Origin of the sequence: Labrys sp. KB_33_2, assembly GCF_052114505.1 — a bacterium.
GTDB lineage: Bacteria > Pseudomonadota > Alphaproteobacteria > Rhizobiales > Labraceae > Labrys.
The window spans coordinates 11,997-31,140 of the sequence record NZ_JBFREW010000020.1; the positions used below are offsets into that span (position 1 = coordinate 11,997).

Annotated in this window: 17 protein-coding genes; 12 read left to right on the top strand and 5 right to left on the bottom strand. The window is 62.3% G+C overall.

Annotation, left to right across the window (positions count from 1 at the left end; all coding sequences use genetic code 11):
* The first annotated feature begins 4 nt into the window (after positions 1 to 4).
* Positions 5 to 517, top strand: a complete 513-nt coding sequence (locus tag AB4037_RS28725; RefSeq protein ID WP_441773814.1) for a dihydrofolate reductase — start codon at positions 5 to 7, stop codon at positions 515 to 517.
* 187 nt (positions 518 to 704) lie between these two features.
* On the opposite strand, the gene AB4037_RS28730 is transcribed toward AB4037_RS28725, so the two are convergent.
* On the bottom strand, positions 705 to 1,772 hold the full coding sequence (locus AB4037_RS28730; protein WP_441773815.1) for a DUF1963 domain-containing protein: 1,068 nt from the start codon (positions 1,770 to 1,772) through the stop codon (positions 705 to 707).
* A 393-nt stretch (positions 1,773 to 2,165) separates the two neighbouring features.
* Here AB4037_RS28730 and AB4037_RS28735 point away from each other — a divergent pair, with 393 nt between their 5' ends.
* The 6 genes from AB4037_RS28735 to AB4037_RS28760 all read left to right on the top strand — a co-directional run bounded on the left by AB4037_RS28735 (position 2,166) and on the right by AB4037_RS28760 (position 9,214).
* Positions 2,166 to 3,929, top strand: coding sequence for an acetolactate synthase 3 large subunit (locus AB4037_RS28735; RefSeq protein ID WP_434955792.1), 1,764 nt, complete (start codon positions 2,166 to 2,168; stop codon positions 3,927 to 3,929).
* Between the two features lie 129 nt (positions 3,930 to 4,058).
* Positions 4,059 to 4,595 carry an acetolactate synthase small subunit gene (gene ilvN / locus AB4037_RS28740; protein ID WP_434955793.1) on the top strand — a complete coding sequence of 179 codons (537 nt, stop codon included), beginning with the start codon at positions 4,059 to 4,061 and terminating at the stop codon, positions 4,593 to 4,595.
* Between the two features lie 149 nt (positions 4,596 to 4,744).
* Positions 4,745 to 5,764 carry a ketol-acid reductoisomerase gene (ilvC, locus tag AB4037_RS28745; protein ID WP_434955794.1) on the top strand — a complete coding sequence of 340 codons (1,020 nt, stop codon included), beginning with the start codon at positions 4,745 to 4,747 and terminating at the stop codon, positions 5,762 to 5,764.
* A 248-nt stretch (positions 5,765 to 6,012) separates the two neighbouring features.
* Positions 6,013 to 7,308: an MFS transporter gene (locus tag AB4037_RS28750; RefSeq protein WP_434955795.1), complete on the top strand. Its 1,296-nt coding sequence runs from the start codon at positions 6,013 to 6,015 to the stop codon at positions 7,306 to 7,308.
* 172 nt (positions 7,309 to 7,480) lie between these two features.
* A complete protein-coding gene (locus AB4037_RS28755; protein WP_434955796.1) occupies positions 7,481 to 7,750 on the top strand; it encodes an usg protein in 270 nt (89 codons plus the stop codon).
* 156 nt (positions 7,751 to 7,906) lie between these two features.
* Positions 7,907 to 9,214 carry a class I SAM-dependent methyltransferase gene (locus AB4037_RS28760; RefSeq protein ID WP_441773816.1) on the top strand — a complete coding sequence of 436 codons (1,308 nt, stop codon included), beginning with the start codon at positions 7,907 to 7,909 and terminating at the stop codon, positions 9,212 to 9,214.
* Positions 9,215 to 9,236: 22 nt separating this feature from the next.
* On the opposite strand, the gene AB4037_RS28765 is transcribed toward AB4037_RS28760, so the two are convergent.
* Positions 9,237 to 10,496, bottom strand: a complete 1,260-nt coding sequence (locus AB4037_RS28765) for an FAD-dependent oxidoreductase (RefSeq protein ID WP_441773817.1) — start codon at positions 10,494 to 10,496, stop codon at positions 9,237 to 9,239.
* Between the two features lie 319 nt (positions 10,497 to 10,815).
* Between AB4037_RS28765 and AB4037_RS28770 the strand changes: the two genes are divergently transcribed.
* The 4 genes from AB4037_RS28770 to AB4037_RS28785 all read left to right on the top strand — a co-directional run bounded on the left by AB4037_RS28770 (position 10,816) and on the right by AB4037_RS28785 (position 14,987).
* A complete protein-coding gene (locus AB4037_RS28770) occupies positions 10,816 to 11,853 on the top strand; it encodes a sugar ABC transporter substrate-binding protein (RefSeq protein WP_434955799.1) in 1,038 nt (345 codons plus the stop codon).
* Between the two features lie 224 nt (positions 11,854 to 12,077).
* Entirely contained in the window at positions 12,078 to 13,604 is a 1,527-nt protein-coding gene (locus AB4037_RS28775) for a sugar ABC transporter ATP-binding protein (RefSeq protein WP_441773818.1), read from the top strand.
* Between the two features lie 41 nt (positions 13,605 to 13,645).
* Positions 13,646 to 14,689, top strand: coding sequence for an ABC transporter permease (locus AB4037_RS28780; RefSeq protein WP_434955801.1), 1,044 nt, complete (start codon positions 13,646 to 13,648; stop codon positions 14,687 to 14,689).
* 49 nt (positions 14,690 to 14,738) lie between these two features.
* Positions 14,739 to 14,987: a putative hemolysin gene (locus tag AB4037_RS28785; protein WP_441773819.1), complete on the top strand. Its 249-nt coding sequence runs from the start codon at positions 14,739 to 14,741 to the stop codon at positions 14,985 to 14,987.
* 96 nt (positions 14,988 to 15,083) lie between these two features.
* Here AB4037_RS28785 and leuA read toward each other — a convergent pair whose 3' ends face one another.
* Complete coding sequence (leuA, locus tag AB4037_RS28790; RefSeq protein ID WP_434955803.1) at positions 15,084 to 16,790, bottom strand: 2-isopropylmalate synthase; 1,707 nt, start codon at positions 16,788 to 16,790, stop codon at positions 15,084 to 15,086.
* 400 nt (positions 16,791 to 17,190) lie between these two features.
* Between leuA and AB4037_RS28795 the strand changes: the two genes are divergently transcribed.
* Positions 17,191 to 17,463, top strand: a complete 273-nt coding sequence (locus AB4037_RS28795; RefSeq protein WP_434955804.1) for a hypothetical protein — start codon at positions 17,191 to 17,193, stop codon at positions 17,461 to 17,463.
* A gap of 15 nt (positions 17,464 to 17,478) precedes the next feature.
* On the opposite strand, the gene AB4037_RS28800 is transcribed toward AB4037_RS28795, so the two are convergent.
* Together AB4037_RS28800 and AB4037_RS28805 are read right to left on the bottom strand one after the other, a co-directional pair.
* A complete protein-coding gene (locus tag AB4037_RS28800; protein ID WP_441773820.1) occupies positions 17,479 to 18,183 on the bottom strand; it encodes an NUDIX hydrolase in 705 nt (234 codons plus the stop codon).
* Positions 18,176 to 19,078 carry a PhzF family phenazine biosynthesis protein gene (locus tag AB4037_RS28805; protein ID WP_441773821.1) on the bottom strand — a complete coding sequence of 301 codons (903 nt, stop codon included), beginning with the start codon at positions 19,076 to 19,078 and terminating at the stop codon, positions 18,176 to 18,178. Before AB4037_RS28805 ends, AB4037_RS28800 begins: the two co-directional genes overlap by 8 nt.
* Between the last annotated feature and the right edge of the window lie 66 nt (positions 19,079 to 19,144).

The following is a 19,144-nucleotide window of genomic DNA, read 5'->3' on the forward strand; positions in this document are numbered from 1 at the left end:
GGGCATGATGGCTATTCCCGTCATCATGGTTGCCGCCATGGCCCGCAATCGCGTCATCGGCGTCGATAATGGGCTGCCGTGGCACATGCGCTCGGATCTCAAGCAGTTCAGGGCCGCCACCATGGGCAAGCCCTTGATCATGGGCCGCAAGACCTACCAGTCGATCGGGCGACCGCTGCCGGGGCGTCGCACCATCGTGGTGACACGCGATCCCGCTTTTCAGGCAGAGGGGGTAGAAGTGGCCGCCAGCCTGGAAGCGGCACTCGAGCGCGGGCAGCAGGTCGCAGCCGAGATGAAGGCCGACGAGGTCGTCATTGCGGGCGGGGCCGCAATCTATGCCCAGGCCCTGCCGAAGGCGAGCCGCCTGCTGCTGACGGAACTGGACCTGGAAGCGCAGGGCGACGCTGTCTTTCCCGCCCTGCCGGTCGGGGAGTGGCGGGAGGTATCGCGCACGCCCCATCCCCGTGGGGAGGGGGACGATGCCCGTTTCGAGGTCGTGGCCTTGGAGCGCATTTGAGCCTGCGATGTCGTCGCCGATTTGAATTAAGGCCATTGTCCGGAAATAACTGAAGCACCGCCTTTTGTCATGCCCGGGCATCCAGGGGCACCCTCTTCGACGTCTGGAGGGAGGGACTGGATTGCCTGGTCAAGCCCGGCAACGACAAAGGTCGAGCCAATTCGTTTCGTTTATTGACGGATGAATCCTAAGTCTGCTGATAGACGGCAATCACCTCATCGAAGTTGCGCTGTTCGAGATCTTTCCTGCGCATGAGGAAGTAGACGGTGCCTTCGCCCCAGGTGCCACCGCTCCAATCGGCGAGGTCGAGTTGGAGTAGCAGCATCCAATCATGGGCTGCGGTCATGACGGCGGCGCGTTCTTTCTTCCATTCGTCCGACGACAAGTGCTGTTTGCCGAATTGCGAGACCACGACGGCATCGTAGCGAGGATCGTCCTGCTCGGGCTGGGGGCTGCCGAGAAGCTGCTGGCGGTGCCAGCGTCCCGTCGGCTTGAGCTTGCCACCGGCGGTGAGCGCTTCACCATAGGCGTCCTCGAAGCTCTGCCCGTTCTTGCCGCTTTGTGTTCCATTAGACGCCGAATAGGCGGCATAAAGTTTGGCCGATGCCTCCATCTCGATGGCGCTGGGGTCGGGCAGGCTCAGCCCCGCACGCAGCGTCATGGCGCGTTCGGGCGCGTCGTAGTTGCTACCTTCCGGCTGCGATGGTTCGGGCAGCTTGTATTTGACCCGATTTTCGGCGGCGTCGCGGCGTGCCTTCTCCGCCGCCTGCGCCAGGTCTTCGGGCATGGCCAGCGTGGCGAGCTTGTCACGCGGTGCACGATCCCAGATCACCTTTGCCGGTCGCCTGCCGGTTTCCCAAGGCCCGACGGCAAGATCGTAGAAGAACAACAGGCGCCCGTCCGCTGGAAGCGGCGAGGCAACGCTGCCGAGCTTGGCGGCGTCCGCGAGATCGATCTGGGCGATGAAAGTGTAAGGAAGGCCCTGAGCCAGGTGCCGGCGCATCTCCGCACCCGCTTCCGCATTGCCGCGTTTGGCGATTTCCTCTGGATCGGCCGGCGCCGGCGGGCGGGGCCAGGCTGTGCCGGCCGGCAGGTCCGGCCTGCCGCCGAATTTGGTATCGCCAAGCACGACGCGTTTGCCGGGCGCTATCTCGAATACGAGGCTCGGCACCAGGGCCTCGACCAGCATTTCCACGCGCGGCGTGTCGAAATAGGCCTGCAGCGCCAGTCTGGCGTCGGAGGGGCTGTCGAACATCGTGACTTTCTTTTCATCGAGCCTCTCCCGAGTGCGCCAATGTCGAGGCGGGAGAAGGCAGGTTGCGGTCCTGGAAGATGACGGTTGCCAGATGTTGCGCAACAATTGGCAGTTTCTGCAAATCAGCGCTTGACCGCCTGTTTTTCAACCCTTACAACCCCGTAACTTTCGCAAAAAGGAGCGCTCCGTTGCGCAACATTCTTATCGTAGGTTTGGCGTTGTCGGTGGAGCGGGTATAGCCCGAATCTCCTTCGATGACGCACATGGGCCCCTTGAGGGCCTTTTTTATTGTCCGAAATCTCAGAGAACGATACTCGAAGTCCGAAAAGCCCGAGAAACCCGGAAGATAACCCAGGAAACTTGGAAGCAATTCGGAAGCCAAGGAAAAAGGCAATGTCGACGAAGCAAATGACCGGCGCGGAAATGGTGGTGCAAGCCATGATCGACCAGGGTGTGGACACCTTGTTCGGCTATCCGGGCGGTGCTGTCCTGCCGATCTATGATGCAATCTTCCAGCAGGAGCAGCTTCGTCACATTCTCGTCCGGCACGAGCAGGCGGCCGTCCATGCTGCCGAGGGCTATGCGCGTTCCACCGGCAAGGTGGGTTGCGTGCTGGTGACCTCGGGTCCGGGCGCCACCAATGCCGTGACTGGGCTGACCGACGCCTTGATGGATTCGATCCCGCTGGTGTGTATCACCGGCCAGGTGCCGACCCATCTGATCGGTTCGGATGCCTTCCAGGAGGCCGATACCGTCGGCATCACCCGCCACTGCACCAAACACAATTACCTGGTGAAGCGCATCGAGGACCTGCCGCGCATCCTGCACGAGGCCTTCCTGATCGCCGCGTCGGGTCGCCCGGGGCCGGTGCTGATCGACATTCCCAAGGACATCCAGTTCAAGGCCGGCGAATATTTCAAGCCGACCGACAACATCCACAAGACCTATCGCCCCCGGCTGGAAGGCGATCAGGACAAGATCAAGGCGGCGGTGGCGATGATCGCCGGCGCCAAGAAGCCGGTGTTCTACACAGGCGGCGGCGTGATCAATGCCGGTCCGCGCGCGACGGCGCTACTGCGCGAATTCGCCAAGCTCACCGGCTATCCGGTGACCTCGACCCTGATGGGCCTGGGGGCTTTCCCGGCGGCGGATCCGCAATGGCTCGGCATGCTGGGGATGCACGGCACCTACGAGGCCAATCTGGCCATGCATGATTGCGACGTGCTGATCAATATCGGTGCCCGCTTCGACGACCGCATCACCGGCCGTATCGATGCGTTCTCGCCGCATAGCCGCAAGATCCACGTGGATATCGATCCCTCTTCGATCAACAAGAACGTCAAGGTCGATATCGGCATCGTCGGCGACTGCGCGCATGTGCTCGATCAGATGCTGGCGGCCTGGCGCGAGCTGAAACCCGATGTCGACAAGGCGGCACACAAGAGCTGGTGGGAAGAGATCGCGGGATGGCGCGCGCGCAAGTCGCTCTCCTATCGCAACTCAGAAGAGACGATCAAGCCGCAATACGCGATCGAACGCCTTTATCAGCTCACCAAGGAGCGCGACGTCTACGTCACCACGGAAGTGGGTCAGCACCAGATGTGGGCGGCCCAGCATTTCCACTTCCAGGATCCGAATCGCTGGATGACCTCGGGCGGTCTGGGCACCATGGGTTATGGCTTCCCGGCGGCGATCGGTGCACAGCTCGCGCATCCGGAGGCACTGGTCATAGACATTGCCGGCGAAGCCTCCATCCAGATGATGCTGCAGGAGATGTCGACAGCGGTGCAGTATCGCCTGCCGGTGAAGATCTTCATCCTCAACAATGAATATATGGGCATGGTGCGCCAGTGGCAGGAATTGCTGCATGGCGGCCGCTATTCGGAAAGCTACTCGGCCGCCTTGCCCGATTTCGTCAAGCTGGCGGAGGCCTATGGCGGGGTCGGCATCCGCTGCACCAAGCCTGAAGATCTCGATGCGGCGATCATGCAGATGATCGACACCCCGCATCCTGTGATCTTCGACTGCCATGTCGACAAGTCCGAGAACTGCTTCCCGATGATCCCCTCGGGCAAGGCACATAACGAAATGATCCTGGGCGACGCGGCCGTTGACATCGGCAGCGTGATCGACGCCAAGGGCAAGCAGCTGGTGTGATCGCGCACGCATTTGCGTGCGCTGGGGGGCGCGGGCGTCTCGCCCGCTCTTCCTCTCCTGCATCCTCTCTGTTTCCAAGATGCGGACGAGATGTCCGCGCACCCGGGAACGCGCTATGTGGAATATCAAATGACCGGATCTGCCTACTTCATGGCCTCGACGGCCGAGACCATCGTGACCCACACCCTCGTGGTGGAGGTCGACAACGAGCCGGGTGTTCTTGCTCGCGTCGTCGGCCTGTTCTCGGGCCGTGGCTACAACATCGAAAGCCTCACCGTGTCCGAGACGGAGCATGCCGAGCATGTCTCGCGCATCACGGTGGTGACGACCGGCACGGCCAACGTGATCGAGCAGATCAAGGCGCAGCTTGACCGCCTGGTACCCGTGCACAAGGTCGTCGACCTCACCTTGACCGGCAAGGCGCTGGAGCGGGAGCTCATGCTGATCAAGGTCCGCGGCAAGGGGGAAGCGCGCAGCGAGGCCTTGCGCATTGCCGATGCCTTCAGGGCTCGGGTGATCGACGCCACCGTCGAGAGCTTCGTGTTCGAACTGACCGGAAAGGGCGAGAAGCTCGACCAGTTCATCGAGCTGATGCGCCCGATCGGCCTCGTCGAGGTCTCGCGTACCGGCATCGCGGCGATCGCCCGCGGCCCAGAGCCTCTCTAGACCCTTCTTTCCATGCGCGTAGCAGGCGTTGGGCGAAAGAAATGGAGCCCAACGCGCTTTTTCTCATCACAAACATTGCTTCAATTCCGATGTCGGGCTATTCGCCCGCATCATTTCCCTCATCATGAACTGTCTGAAGGACAAGGACCATGCGCGTTTACTATGATCGCGACGCCGATCTGAACCTGATCAAGACCAAGAAGGTTGTGATCGTCGGCTACGGTTCGCAGGGCCGTGCTCATGCGATGAACCTCAAGGATTCGGGCGCCAAGGAGATCGCGATCGCGCTGCGCCCGGGCTCGACCACCGCCAAGAAGGTGGAAGCCGACGGCCTCAAGGTCATGACCGTGCCGGAAGCCGCCAAGTGGGGCGACCTGTTGATGATGGCGACGCCCGACGAACTGCAGGCCGACATCTATCGCGACGAGATCGCCCCCCACATCCGGGACGGTGCGGCCATCGCCTTCGCCCACGGCCTCAACGTGCATTTCGGCCTGATCGAGCCGAAGAAGACCGTCGACGTCATCATGATCGCACCGAAGGGCCCCGGCCATACCGTGCGCGGCGAATACCAGAAGGGCGGCGGCGTGCCCTGCCTGATCGCTATCCATCAGGATGCCTCGGGCAATGCCCATGATATCGCTTTGTCCTACGCCTGCGGCGTCGGCGGCGGCCGGTCGGGCGTGATCGAGACCAACTTCAAGGAAGAATGCGAAACCGACCTGTTCGGCGAGCAGGTTGTGCTCTGCGGCGGCCTGGTCGAGCTGATCCGTGCCGGCTTCGAGACGCTGGTGGAAGCCGGTTACGCGCCCGAAATGGCCTATTTCGAGTGCCTGCACGAAGTGAAGCTGATCGTCGACCTCATCTATGAGGGCGGCATCGCCAACATGAACTACTCGATCTCGAATACGGCCGAGTGGGGTGAGTATGTCTCCGGTCCGCGTATCATCACCGATGAGACCAAGGCCGAGATGAAGCGCGTGCTCAAGGACATCCAGACCGGCAAGTTCACCTCCGACTGGATGCAGGAATACCGTGCCGGTGCTTCGCGCTTCAAGGGTATCCGCCGCCTGAACGATTCCCACCAGATCGAAGCCGTCGGCGAAAAGCTGCGCGGCATGATGCCCTGGATCGGCAAGAACAAGCTGGTCGACAAGGCCCGCAACTAAAATCTCGGAGATATTCTTTTCCGAATCTTGAAGTGTAATACCGAGAGTCGTTGTGAATGACTCTCGGTCCCGTCTTCGTGAATGGGTCAATCTTTCGCGAGTTGTTCAAGTCTTTGATGCGTCGGCATCTTCGAGATTTGAGGTAATCCTTGCGCCTCCTGCTGTGCCGGAATCGGGAGGCGCACTGGACAGCGCCCGTTTCCACCTATCAAATGTCATACCAAACCGCTTAAACGGAGAAATTTGGTATGACGGTCGAAGCATCCGCCGGAATTCTCGTTTCCGATCGCAAGCGACGGCACGCCATTGTCGCGGCGACCATCGGCAATGGCCTGGAATGGTTCGATTTCACCGTCTACGGTTTCTTCGCCGCCCTGATCTCGCGGCAGTTTTTTCCCAAGGAAGACCCGCTGACCGCCATCCTCCTGACCGTGACGGTCTATGGTGTCGGTTTTTGCATGCGCCCGGTTGGCGCCATCGTGCTCGGGGTCTACGCCGATCGCCATGGCCGCAAGGCGGCGCTCACCATCACCATCCTGACCATGGCACTCGGCACGGCCTTGCTCGGCTTTGCGCCGACCTATGCCCAGGCCGGCGTGTTCGGCGCGGCCGTCCTGATGCTGGCCCGCTTGATCCAGGGGTTTTCCGCCGGCGGCGAGGTCGGCAGCGCCACCTCCTATCTGGTCGAATACGCCAGGCCCGAGCAGCGCGGCCTGGCGGCGAGCTGGCAGCAGACCAGCCAGGCTCTCGCGGTGGTGCTGGGCGGGCTGTGCGGCGTCGCCATCACCCAGTTCCTGCCGCAGGAGGCGGTGGAGAGCTGGGGCTGGCGGGTGCCGTTCTGGTTCGGCTTGCTCATCGGTCCGGTCGGACTCTATATCCGGGCTCGCCTCGACGAGACCCCGGTTTTTGCAGCCGAGACGACGCGCAAGAGCGAGAGCCCCTTGCGCGAGACGCTGAGCGTCCACGGCCGCGGCGTTCTCTCCGGCTTCGGTGTCACCATTCTATGGACCGTCTGCACCTATGTGCTGCTGTTCTACATGCCGCTCTATGTCGAGAAATTCCTGGGCATCCCGGCCAAGGACGCCTTCATCTCCACCACGCTGGGCGGCATCGTGCTGATGTTCGGCTGTCCGATAGCCGGCAGGCTGTCGGATCTGATCGGCCGCAAGACCCTGCTGCTCGTCGCCGCCATCGGCATCGGCATCCTGGTGATACCATTGTTCGCCTGGCTCAATGCCAATCCGACCTTGCCGGTGCTCGTCACCGTGCAGGTCGTGCTCGGCCTCCTGCTCGCCGCTTTCACCGGCCCCGCGCCGGCGCTGCTGGCCGAACAGTTCCCGGCGGCCCTACGCTCGACCGGCCTGTCGCTTGCCTATAATTTCGCTGTTGCCCTGTTCGGAGGCTTTGCTGCGCTGATCGTGACGCTATTGATCGAAAAGACAGGCCTGAAGATCGCGCCGTCCTTCTATGTAGCGGCGGCGGCCCTCGTCAGCGTTCTGACCCTTGCCACCATGCGTGACCGTACCGGACAGACGATCGATTGAAGGCGGGGCGGGCGAGACCGCCCTCTATTCCTCGATAGGCAAGTTTGGCAGCACTCTTTCTTGATGAGTGATAAGATATTGATTCTTATGGATTAATTCCAATTGGATATTGCCATTTCGTTAAGGTTGCGGTGCAATCATGCTGTCTCCGATCACCATGGAGGTGACAGAAATGGTGTCTGTTGCGTTTCGTCGTCAGTTGGAAGGGTACGGCCTCACCACGGCCAATATTCTCTATCGCCTGCCAGACCATCCGGCCCTGCTGCAGGCCTATGTCTGGCAGGAATACGATCTTGCTCCGGCCTTTCCGGAATTGCATAAATTCCTGGCTTTCTGGCGCGACAAGCTGGAAGGGCCTCTACATTCGATCACCGTCTCGCATAGCGGCCTTATCAAGCCAGCCGAATTGCGGGCGATCGGGCAGGAGTTTCGTATCCACTGAGACACCAAAGCGTTTTGCGATCCGACGTATCAGGCATGAATCGCAAAGACGCGTCGAAACAAGGAGTTAGAGTAAAGGGGTTTTCGTGAAAACGCGCTTTGCTCTGGCATCGTCCACGGATCGCGGTATAACGCCCCGCAAGCGTGCGGAGGCTCCGTGGACAAATATATCAATGCCGCCAGGCGGCTGATTTCGCATCTGGCCGACCAGTTGCAGGCTGATCTCGCCGTTGAGTTGTGGAATGGCGAGGTCATTCCACTCGGGCCTAGCGCCCGCACGGATCTGCGCCTGAAGATCTCGGACGCCGATGCGATCACGCGTCTGGTGCGTCGGCCTCATGCCCTTTTCGACCAGCTCATCCAGCTTCTGGCAGATGGCAGCCTGCGAATCGAAGGCGGCACGCTCCTTGACGTCGCCGAGCGGCGCGGGAGCATGAACACCAAGGGCCTGTTCAAGCGCCTGAGCAAGCTGCAACTCGTCCGCGGCTTGTGGCCCTTCGTGACACGTTCGCTGCCCAAGCAGGGCACCGCGGAGAAGCACGATTTCGAGGGCAAGATCGAGGGCAAGGTCGAGAAGGGCAGGGACGACAAGCCGCTCGTGCAGTTTCATTACGACCTGTCGAACGATTTCTACGGCCTCTTCCTGGGTCCGACCATGGCCTATACCTGCGCCTATTGGCCGAAGCCGGAAACCACGCTCGACGAAGCGCAGACGGCCAAGTTCGACATGATCTGCCGCAAGCTGCGCCTGCAGCCTGGCGAACGCTTCCTCGACATCGGTTCGGGCTGGGCGGGGCTGATCTGCCATGCCGCCCAGCATTACGGCGTCACTGCCCATGGCGTCACGCTGGCGCAAGAGCAGTTCGATTTCGCGCAGGAACGTATTGCCCGGCTCGGCCTCAAGGACCGGGTCACCGTCGAGCTCAAGGACTATCGCGACCTGACGGGCACCTTTGACAAGATTGCCTCCATCGGCATGTTCGAACATGTCGGCCTCGACAATCACGAGGCCTATTTCAAGAAGATCCACAGCCTGCTGCGGCCGCGCGGGCTTTATCTGCATCACGCCATCGCCCGGCCGGCTAAGCGCGACATGAAGAAGTTCCGCAAGAAGCGGCCCGAATTCGCGGCGCTGACGCGCTACATCTTCCCTGGCGGCGAACTCGATACCGTCGGCATGTCGGCCAACGGCCTGGAAGGCAACGGCTTCGAGGTGCATGACGTCGAGGCCTGGCGTGAGCATTATGCGCGCACCACCAAGGCCTGGGCCGAAAATCTCTATGCCAGGCGCGACCAGGCCGCCGCCGAGGTGGGCGAGGCCAAGACCAGGATCTGGCTGCTTTATCTCGCTGGCTGCTCACTGGCTTTCGAGCGCTCCGCCGTCGGCATCTTCCAGACGCTCGCCTCGCGCAAGGCCAAGGGCCCCTCGGGCCTGCCGCCGACGCGTGAGGATCTGTACCGCTAAATGGTCTGGAAGGTCGCCGCGATCAGGCTTCTTGCCGCTGGAAGGCGATGGGTGGCTGTCCGGTGGCCGCTTGGCCAGCGAGGTCTTCGGGGCGGCTCCAGGAGAAAGGCCCTGTCTTGAGGCCGGCGAGGGTCTTGACCATTTCGGTGCGCAGCCAGGGCAATCGACTCATGGGGCCGAAGGCCAGGTTCCGTATCGGTCCGGTCAGGCGCGAATGCGACTGGAAGAACTGTGTCAACACGGTGCTCGCCATCTGATAGAAGCGGATATGGTCGCGACGCATGCGGACGAAGGCAGGCAGGGCCTTGTCGATGTCGGCATGGAGGGTGAGCGCATCGGCGAGGGCAGCCGCGTCCAGCAGCGCCATATTGGCGCCCTGGCCGAGTTGCGGGCTGGTCTGATGCCAGGCATCGCCGATCATCACGAGGCGGCCGCTTATCGGGTTGGCAACGGTCAATTGGGCATAGCGAGCCGGTGTCAACTGCTCATGTCGGGTGAACTGCTGCGTTAGCGGCTCCGTTTCCCCCCAGATCGCCGCGACCTCCGCCCGCCAGGCGGCGAGATCGGCCTGGGGCCAGCGATCCAGCTCCTCGACCGGCATGCTCCAGAAGAAGGCACTCAGCGGCGTCGGGTCATGGGGTAACCGTCCGACCGGCAGCACGCCGATCATGAAGCGCGCCGTTCTGTAGCGCTGCTGCAGCGCATCGCGGGCAAAGCCGGTATCCTCAGCCACGCCCCAGACCGCGCCATGCCGGTAGGGCCGGCGTTGCGACAGTCCGAGCTTGTCCCTGAGCCGCGAGCGCGCGCCGCTGGCGTCTACCACCAGATCGAATGGGCCGTGGCGCCGCCCGGCCCCGTCCTCGATCATGGGACGGTTGTCGATATCGCTGATCTCGGTGATATCTGCCGCCTGCTCCAGTGCTATGCCCCGCGCTTCAGCCGCGCTCATCAGCAGATGGAACAAGCTCGCCCTATGAATGCCGATGCCATGCAGCCCGGGCAGGAGCTCGTCATAGCGCCGGTCGAAGATCAACGGGCCTGTCGGGCCGCAGCGCCCGTAAAGGCGTTCGATCCGGCTGCCCAGAATGGCGGCTCCCTCGCGCAGACCGAGGCGTTCCAGCACCGCCAGGCCTGTCGGTTGCAGCAAAAGCCCTGCGCCAACCGGCTTGGCCTGGTCGAAGCGCTCGAACACCACCACGCGGTGGCCCGCATCGGCGAGGCAGGAGGCTGCTGCCAGACCGGCAACGCCCGCCCCGACGATGGCTATGGAAAGACTGACCATGCCCGCGACCCTACCGTGACGAGGCAGGCCTCGCCACCGGGGTGCCGTACTGGTCCACAGCGCATGTCTGCATGAAGAAACTATCCGCTCAAAAGAATAGCGGTTGTCAATTGTCGGAACAAACATAAGATGGTGTCAGCGCAGCGGATTCAACCGCCTGCGCCAGGCTCGCAAAGAGCCGCGTCGGTGTCGCGCACCGAAAGCAAAATGCCAGAGCTTTTGCGATTTGGCGGCGTTGCCCGCAAACGCAAAGACGCGTGGAAACAAAGGGTGAGAGCAAACAAGCGTTCCAAACGCGTTTGCTCCAGGGAGGAAATGAATGCCCAAGGATAGGACGCCGCATACGCGGCGCGATTTTATTCGTTCTGCCTCGTTCTCCGCTGGCGCTGCCGCGGCCTTGTTCGGGGGATTCGGCCTTGACCCAGCTTTCGCCGCCGAGGCTGCGAAGGTGGCCGGTCGCTCCGAAAAGCCGCTCAAGGCTGCCTTCTCCAATGCCGGCCTGCAGGCGACCTGGTGCGCGCAGGGCAAGGAAGCGGCCGAATATTGGGGCAAGCTCTTCAATGTCGAGGTGACCTGGTTCGACGGCCAGCTCGACGCGGTCAAGCAGCGCGCCGCCATCGACAACATGGCTTCGCAGAAATGGGACTTCGTCGCGATCCAGGCCTTCGGCATCGGCACGCTGACGCAGCCGGTGCAGAAGATGATCGACGCCGGCATTCCCGTCATCGACATGGACACGCTGATCGCCCCGCTCGACAAGATCAACGTGCATAGTTTCCTGGCCCCGAACAACGAGTTCATGGGTGCTTCGGTCACGCAGGCTTTGTGCACTGCCATTGGCGGCAAGGGCAAGATCATCATGACCCAGGGCGCCCTCGGCCATACCGGGGCGCAGGGACGGGCCAAGGGCTTCGAGAGCGTGGTGAAGCAGTTCCCCAATATCGAGGTGCTGGATACGCAGCCCGCCGATTGGGACGTCACCAAGGCGGCCCGCCTCTGGGAGACCTACCTGACCAAATATCCGCAGATCGATGCGGCCTTCTTTCACAATGACGACATGGCGCTGGCCGCCTACAACATCATGAAGGCACGCAACCGCACCGACATCAAGATCGGCGGCGTCGACGCCATGCCGCCGGCCATCTCGGCGGTGGCGGAAGGGCGCATGTTCGCCACCGTGCGCAACCCGTCCTGCCGCATTCATGGCGGGGCGATCGTGGCTGGTGTTGCAGCTGTGGTCGGCGGCGAGAAGTCCGGCGAAGGCGGCATCCCCAAGCAGGTCGTCACCGACGGCCCCGTGGTGACCAAGGACAACGCGGCCGGCATGCTCTGGATGGAAAAGCACTATCTGATCTGAGATCGGCGTGCCGGTTTGAACGACCAAGCCGGAAGAATGGTGGGAACCTCCACTTTTTGTCATCACCGGGCTCGTCCCGGTGATCCAGGGCCACGGACCCATCGGGTTGCGGTATCTGGATGCCTGGGACGAGCCTGGGCATGACAAAAGTGGCGTTTCTCCCAATTGGCCGCGATCTTTCGATTCCATTCCGAAACCAAGAACACCACGGCTTTCCGAGAGGCATGATGGCGCTAGACGAGAAGCAAGCGGCGACCGGTGCTCCCCCACGCCTCAGGATGACGGACATCTCGAAATCGTTTGGCGGCGTGGCTGCCCTCAAAGGCGTCGATTTCACGCTTCAGGCCGGCGAGATCCACGGCCTGGTCGGCGAGAACGGCGCCGGCAAGTCGACGATGATGAAGATCATCGCCGGAGTGCATACCGAATATCAGGGCAGCCTGGAGATCGACGGCAGGCAAGTGCATTTCCGCTCGGCGCATGACTCTCTCGCTGCCGGCATCAGCATGGTGCATCAGGAACTCAGCATCGTTTCCGATCTCACCGTCGCCGAGAACGTCTATCTCGGCAAGCAGCCGCTCAACGCCTTCGGCCTGGTCGATTGGCCCGCCATGGTGAAGGGCGCGCGCGAGCAGCTCAAAAATCTCGGCATCGAGGTCGATCCGCGCATGCGTATCGGCGCCTTGCCGATCGGCCTGCAGCAATTGATCGAGCTGGCGCGCGTGCTGTTTTCAGGCGCTCGCATCATCATTCTCGACGAGCCGACATCGGCGCTGTCGCCGCCGGAGGTGCAGCGCCTGTTCGAGGTGTTGCGCAAGGTGCGGGCCGATGGTCGCAGCATCGTCTTCATTTCGCATTTTCTCGATGACATTCTCAGCATTTCCGATGCGGTGACGATCTTCCGCAACGGCCGTCATGTGATCTCCCATTCGACGCAAGGCATCGACAAGAACTGGGTGATCGAACACATGATCGGCCGCGGCCATGAAGGGCTGGAAGAGAGTTATTCGGGTCTGATCTCGCTGCCGGCCAGGCCCGAAGGCTCCCCGGTTCTGGCGACGCAGGGCCTCTCCTATGGTCGCGCCTTTGCCGATGTGTCGCTGGACGTGCGCGCCGGCGAGGTGCTCGGCGTCTACGGCTTCATGGGCTGCGGCCAGCTCGAATTCGCCCGCACCTTGTTCGGCAAGCTCAAGCCGGCGCATGGGCATATCGAATTGGAAGGCAAGACGCGGACCCTGCGCAACACGGCGCAGGCGCGCGCGGCGGGCATTGCCTTCGTGCCGGAGAGCCGGCGCTCGATGCTGTTCCATCATCAACCGCTCTATCGCAACATCTCGATCAGCATTCTCGAGAGGATCTCGCGCCTGTGGCTGAAGCCTGGCGTGGAGCGCAAGACCGCGCAGGGACATATCGAGGCCCTCCATATCCGCCCACCGCGAGTGAATGCCTTGCTCGGCTCGCTGTCGGGCGGCAACCAGCAAAAGGTCGCGTTGGCCAAATGGCTGACCCACATGCCCAAGGTGCTGATCCTCTCGGAGCCGACGCGCGGCATGGATGTCGGCGCCAAGGACGATGTGGTCAAGATCGTGCGCGACCTGCGCGACAAGGGACTGGCGGTGATCGTGGTCTCGGCCGAGCCCGAGACGGTGTTGTCGCTGGCCGATCGGGTCGTGGTGATGAAAAAGGGGCGGATCGTCCGCGAGTTTGCCGCCGAGACGATCTCGAAGGACAAATTGCTGGAAGCGGCCTGAGGCGGCAAACCCGCCTGTCTTCAGCTTGGGAGTTTTGAGGAATGAGCACACCGGTTCAGGATGGCAGCCAGGCGACGTTCGGCCGCCAGGGCTTGGGGGCGATCTTGCGCAACCAGATGCGCAACATCGCGCCCTTCGCCACCTTGCTGGCGCTGGTGATCTTCTTTGCGGTGGCGAGTCCGTCCTTTGTGACGCTGGACAATCTAGCCAATATCCTGGTGCAGATCTCGGTGACCGGCATCATCGCCGTCGGGCTGACCTTCGTGATCCTGTGCGGTGAGATCGATCTGTCGGTGGCCTCGATCGCCAATGTCACCGGTGTGGCGGTGGCGTTCTTCACGGCGCAGGAATCCTATGTGAACATCGCCAATGCCAATTTCATCATGCCCGGCGGCGTGGCCATCGTCTTCGCTCTTATCGCATGCGCTGCATTGGGACTGGTCAATGCCTTCGGCCTGACGCGGATCGGCATTCCCTCCTTCATCATGACGCTGGCGATGATGCAGATCGCCGACGGCATCTGTGCCTTGCTGCTGCGCGGCCAGATCGCCTATGCCGTGCCGGATCTGGTCTCGACGCTGGGCTCGGGCAATATCGGCGGGCTGCCGTGGATCGTGATCGTGCTGGGGATCTTCCTCGGTGTCGGCCACATTGTGCTGACCTATACGCGCTTCGGGCGCTACATCTATATGGTCGGTGGCAACCGCGAGGCGGCGGAGTTCTCCGGCATTAATGTCAGGACGATCCTGGCCGCCGTGATGGTGATCTCGGCGGTATGCTCGGGCGTGGCGGGCATGGTCGGCGTTGCGCATTTCGGCAGCGCGCAGCAGAACGAATTCACCGGTTATCTGCTCGACGCCATCGCGGCCGTGGTGGTCGGTGGCACCAGCCTCTTCGGCGGGCGCGGCGGCATCGGCAACACCATTGTCGGGCTGTGCGTGCTCGGCGTGCTCAACAATGGCCTCGATCATGTCGAGATCGACAGCTTTCTCAAGATCCTGATCCGTGGCGTCATCCTGTTGATCGCCCTGATCATCAACGTCTATGCCCAGCGCTTGCGCGACGAAAGTGCAGCGGCGGGATAAAGGTGCCAGATAAGGTCTTATCAATCCATCCAGAAGTGCCGGAGGCGAGATGCATAAGAAGATCTATCCGGTGGTCTTCATTTGCCTGACTCTGACCGTCTGCATAGCGCGGCGAGGGCCGGATCCAATTTTGTCACCGCACGCCGTCGGTATGGCAAATCCCGCATCGGTGTACTGTGCGCAGCAGGGCGGGAAGTCCATTCCCGTGCGGACCGACGCGGGGGAGAGCGCCGATTGCCAGCTGCCGGACGGCAGGCGGGTGGAGGAATGGAAGCTCTATCGCAGCAGCCACAGGTGAAGGCGCTACCGGGAGCTTGGTTTGGCCCTTGCCGCATTTCCAAACAGAAACCGGCCCTGAGGGGCCGGTTCCGGTCGCTGAAGCAAAGCGTTCCGATCAGCGCTTGAGGATACGGTTCACGCCGGAGATTACGGCCTTGAGGGCCGACTTGGTGGTGTCCTTGTCGATGCCGACACCGAACAGGGTAGAACCGTCGGCGATGCGCAGTTCGACATAGGATACCGCCGCCGCATTGGCGCCCGATCCCATGGCATGCTCGCGATAATTGGCGACGTCGAAGTCGAGACCGCTCTCAGCGCGCATGGCGGTCACGAAGGCATCGATGGGGCCGTTGCCGATGCCGGTTATGGTCTTGTCCACCCCCTCGTCGCGAATGCGCGCGGTGATGGTCCGCTCTTCTCCCTCGCCATCGCTGACGATCTGATGGGAGATGAAGGTGTAGCGGCCATTGTCGAGATATTCGCGGGTGAAGGCATCCCACAGCCTGTCGGCGCCGAGTTCAACGCCTTCGCCATCGGCGATGCCCTGCACCGCCTTGGAGAATTCGACCTGCAGAAGGCGCGGCAGTTCGATGCCGTGTTCCTTTTCCAGAATATAGGCGATGCCGCCCTTGCCGGACTGGGAGTTGATGCGGATTACCGCTTCATAGGAACGCCCGAGATCCTTGGGGTCGATCGGCAGATAAGGCACTTCCCAGACGGGGGAGGTCGCCGTTTCCAGCGCCTTGAAGCCCTTGTTGATGGCGTCCTGATGCGAGCCCGAGAAGGCGGTGAACACCAGTTCGCCGGCATAGGGATGGCGCGGGTGGATCGGCAGCTGGTTGCAGTGCTCGGCCACGCGCACCAGGCCGTTGACATCGGAGAGATCGATCTGGGGGTCGACGCCCGACATGATCAGGTTGCCGGCCATGATGACGAGATCGACATTTCCGGTGCGTTCGCCATTGCCGAACAGCGTGCCCTCGACACGGTCGGCGCCGGCCATCAGGCCGAGCTCGGCCGCCGCGACACCGGTGCCGCGATCATTGTGCGGATGCAGGGAAATGATGACGCTGTCGCGGTTCTTGATGTTGCGCGACATCCATTCGATCTGGTCGGCATAGATGTTGGGCGTCGACATCTCGACGGTGAGCGGCAGGTTCAGGATCAGCTTGTTGTCGGGGGTGGGCTGATAGACGTCCATCACCGCCTCGCAGATCTCCTTGGAGAAATCGAGTTCGGTGCCCATGAAGCTCTCGGGCGAATACTGGTGGCGGATATTTGCCTCCATGCCCAGCTCCTTGGTGAGCTGCATGATCAGCTTGGCGCCGTTGACGGCGATGTCCCGGATGCCGGCGCGGTCCTGGCGGAAGACGACGCGGCGCTGCAGCTCGGAGGTCGAGTTGTAGAGATGCACGATGGCGCTTTTGACGCCCTTCAGGCTCTCGAAGGTGCGGCGGATCAGCTCCTCGCGCGCCTGCGTCAGCACCTGGATGGCGACGCCATCGGGAATACGTCCCGTCTCGATCAGGAAGCGGACGAAATCGAAATCAGTCTGCGAAGCGGAGGGGAAGCCGACCTCGATCTCCTTGAATCCCATGCCGACGAGCGTGTCCCACATGCGCAATTTGCGCTCGTGGCCCATCGGTTCGATCAGGGCCTGGTTGCCGTCGCGCAAATCGACGGCGCACCAGGTCGGCGCCTGGCTGATGGTGCGGGACGGCCATTGGCGATCCGGCAGGTCGATCGGCGGCCAAGGCTTGTATTTGGCTGATATATCGACCTTGGGAGCGGAGAACTGAGAGACCTTGCCTGCATATGTCATGATAAAAACTCTTTAGCCAAAGGAAGGGGTGGCGAAGTAGGGCCTGACAACAGGCCCAGTCGACCGCATTCATGTCCCCTGAGCGCCCAGGCTGAAGCCCGGCCGGCCCTCAGGGGCGGCTAAGGAGGAGGCTGGAAAGGAGGGCGAACGCCAGCGCCGGCGCCGGATGCGCGAGCGTTTCAAATTTGGCGGGCGATATCGCCACGGTTCATTCCCTTTCCTGAGACGGCCCACGGCCATCAGGTGCAAGGGCTTGTACAGTGCCGTGACGGAGCCGGCAAGGGGAAATGCCGGGAAGGGGCGGGCATCATGGCGCGTTTGCAGTGGAGAGGAAGGCCGAAGGGCTTGAGAGTGACGCCCTTGCCTGCGATCACAAGGCGTCAATCATTGGAAGACCCCGATGCGTCTGTTGATCTGCGCCGCTGTGTTCTCGGCCCTGACTTCCTCGATCCTGCCTTCGGCGGCCTTGGCCGCTTCCTGCTTCGAACGGATCACCTTCGTTCAGCGCGTCATCGACGGAGACGCGAAGACCGGCTTCGTCGACAAGAAGGTGCATGATGTCATGAGCCGGGACCTGGCTGAAGCGGGACAGGCCTGCAAGGCGGGCGACGACGCCAAGGCCCAGTCGCTGATCTCCTCGACACAGCGCCGTCACGGCTATCCCGTCCGCTGACGGCGGGACCGTGCATCACACCTTGAGCCGATGCGCCAGATAGGCGCATTGAAAAGCAGGCATGCGGTCGGCCCGAATGTCCGCCCGCGTGGCGACAACATGCATGCGGGAGAGTTCCGGGCGCTCCTCCCGGGCGAGGAAGTGCTCGATCCTGTTCTTCAGTTCCCCTGATCGCAGGGGCGATCGCACCGATTTCATCAGGGCGATGCGCTGGCCGTGAAAAACCGCGGTCCATCCGGAAGCGATATCGACGCCAGCCGGCGAAACGCCGGTCTCCTCCTCCAGTTCCCGGGTCACGCTGCCGGCGAGATTGACGGTAGTCCCATCGAGGTCGGAGGGATCGGGCGTTCCGGCGGCGAAATAGATCGCACCGGCGTTGGAGGTGTGCTCGGCCATTTCGCCGAGCAGGAAGGCGCCATCGGCGGCCTCGAGTGCGGCCATGGCGAAACAGTTCCATCGGGCCTCGCCCGGCGTGCCGAAATCCCGCCAGGCCAGGAAGCTGGCATAGTCCGTCATTAGATAGGCGCCGCGAAACCGGCGTTCCACGATCTGCCAGCGGTGCAGCAGCAGGATCTTGCCGTTGAAGCTCGCCGGCTTCGCTTCGATCACCTTTTGCCAATGCGCTTCTATCGCTTCGGCATTCTCCTCGGCGAACTGCCAGGGCTGTTGTTCCAAGCGGCAATCGATGGCGTCGAGCGCGACGATCTCCGGCTCAGACATGCAGGTTTCCCTCGCTGACGATCACGGCGGAGCCGCCGATCGAGGCGCCGGCCAGACGCGTGCCCTTGATGATCATGGACAGGTCAATCAGGGAAGGGCGGCCCATTTCGAAGCCCTGCTCGATGCGGAAATGGCGGGTGCCGTCGGCGAGGTCGTCGAAGCGGGCAATCACGCCGGTAAGGCCGGCCACCGCGGAACCAGTCGCCGGATCCTCGGGGATGCCGTCGCCGGGCGAGAACATGCGGGCATGAAAGCTGGAGCCGGCCTCAACGGTTTGGCGGGTATAGGCATAGGCGGCGCCGAGGCCTTCCTGGCCAAAAGCCTCCGTCCACAGGCTCGTATTGATCCGGATACGCCCGATCGCTTCCAGCGAACGCACGGGAACGAAGGTGTAGGGAAAGCCGGTGCCGAACACGGTGGGATGGTGGTTTTCGAAGCCGATCTGCTGTTCGCTCAGGCCCAGCGCTTCGGCGATCAAGCTCGTGGCGGTCGGCGCCCCGCGCTCGGTCGGCAGGGCCGGTATGTCGAAGCGGGCATAGGCGCTGCCGTCCTTGAGGGAGACCGCACAGGGCACGATACCGATCTGTTCTTCCAGGCCGAAGAGGTAGTCGCCCGGCCGGCGGTCATGGTCGAGCAGCGCCAAGAGCACGGCCGTGCCCACGGTGGGATGGCCGGCAAAGGGCATTTCGAGGCCCGGCGTGAAGATGCGGATACGAGCCCGGTGGCGGCCATCATCCGGTGGCAGGACGAAGACGGTTTCCGACAGGTTGAATTCGCGGGCGATCTGCTGCATGGCCGCAGCATCCAACCCTTCGCAATCGAGCACCACCGCAAGAGGATTGCCCGCAAGGGCGCGATCGGTGAAGACGTCGAGCGTGTAGAAACGACGGGGCATGGTGGGCTCCTCGCAAGGCAAAGGGACAAAAGGACCGTTCCGGTAGAAACGAAAGCGTTTTTCAGA